Genomic DNA, 1,052 nt, shown 5'->3' on the forward strand with positions numbered 1-1,052 from the left:
ATTGTCTGCTGTGTCATCTCTCGGGTTCCTTTTCTCAGGGCCACGCTCCCTGTTAACAGAGAGGGGTTATCAAGGGGCGAAATTTTCAACCAACAGAATTAAGCGTAATCCAATTACATTAAAAATCAAAAACGATTTCCATTTTTATTAAATAAACAATTTATCATTCTGATTTACATGAATAAAAACATGAAAAAATCAGGGAAATGATTTTCAACAGAAACGAGCAAGCATAAAAAAGGGTGCCAATAGGCACCCTGAGTAAAACGGCAGGAGGTTCTTAGTCCAGCGTTGGATTCATACGACGCAGATCGAACGGTGTGATCTGATAGACGCAATAGTTGAGCCAGTTAGCAAACAACAAATGCCCGTGGCTGCGCCAGCTCGCTTTTGGCGCGTTCTCAGGATTGTCGTCAGGGAAATAATTCAACGGTACGGTCGGGTTCAAGCCCGCATCGCGGTCACGAAAGAATTCGCTGGCAAGGGTATGCGCATCATATTCAGGGTGTCCGGTGACGAACACCTGACGCTTATCTTTACTGGCAAACAGATAAGCACCGGCCTCATCAGACTCAACCAGAATATCTAAATCGGCGTACTGACGAATAATATCCGTGGGGAAATCAGCGTAGCGCGAATGGGGGGCCAGGAAGGTTTCATCAAAACCACGGGTAAGCAACGCATGCTGCTGCACCGTGTGATGCGTATACACGCCAGAAAGCTTCTTGCTGCGGGTCATTTTCGGAATGCCATACAGCAGATTTAATCCAGCCTGCACCGCCCAACAGACAAACAAGGTAGACGTCACATGATCCTTTGCCCAATCAATCACTTTTGCTATCTGTGGCCAGTAAACCACATCGCAGAAATCCACCAGACCCAGCGGCGCACCGGTGACAATCAGACCATCGAAGTTCTCGTTCTCAATATCCTCGAAGTCACAGTAAAAGTTATTGAGATGTTCAGTAGGCGTGTTTTTGGACTCACGGCTATCAATGCGCAGCAGTTGGATATCGATCTGCAACGGCGAGTTGGAGAGCAGGCGCAGGAAC

At 47.1% G+C, this 1,052-nt stretch carries 1 protein-coding gene; it reads right to left on the reverse strand.

All coding sequences use genetic code 11. The features are described from left to right. Window positions 1-280: 280 nt before the first annotated feature. On the reverse strand, window positions 281-1,052 hold a 772-nt coding region (locus J5224_RS29660; protein ID WP_264628646.1), incomplete at its 5' end, for a homoserine O-succinyltransferase.

The sequence above is a fragment of the Candidatus Symbiopectobacterium sp. NZEC135 genome (assembly GCF_025962695.1).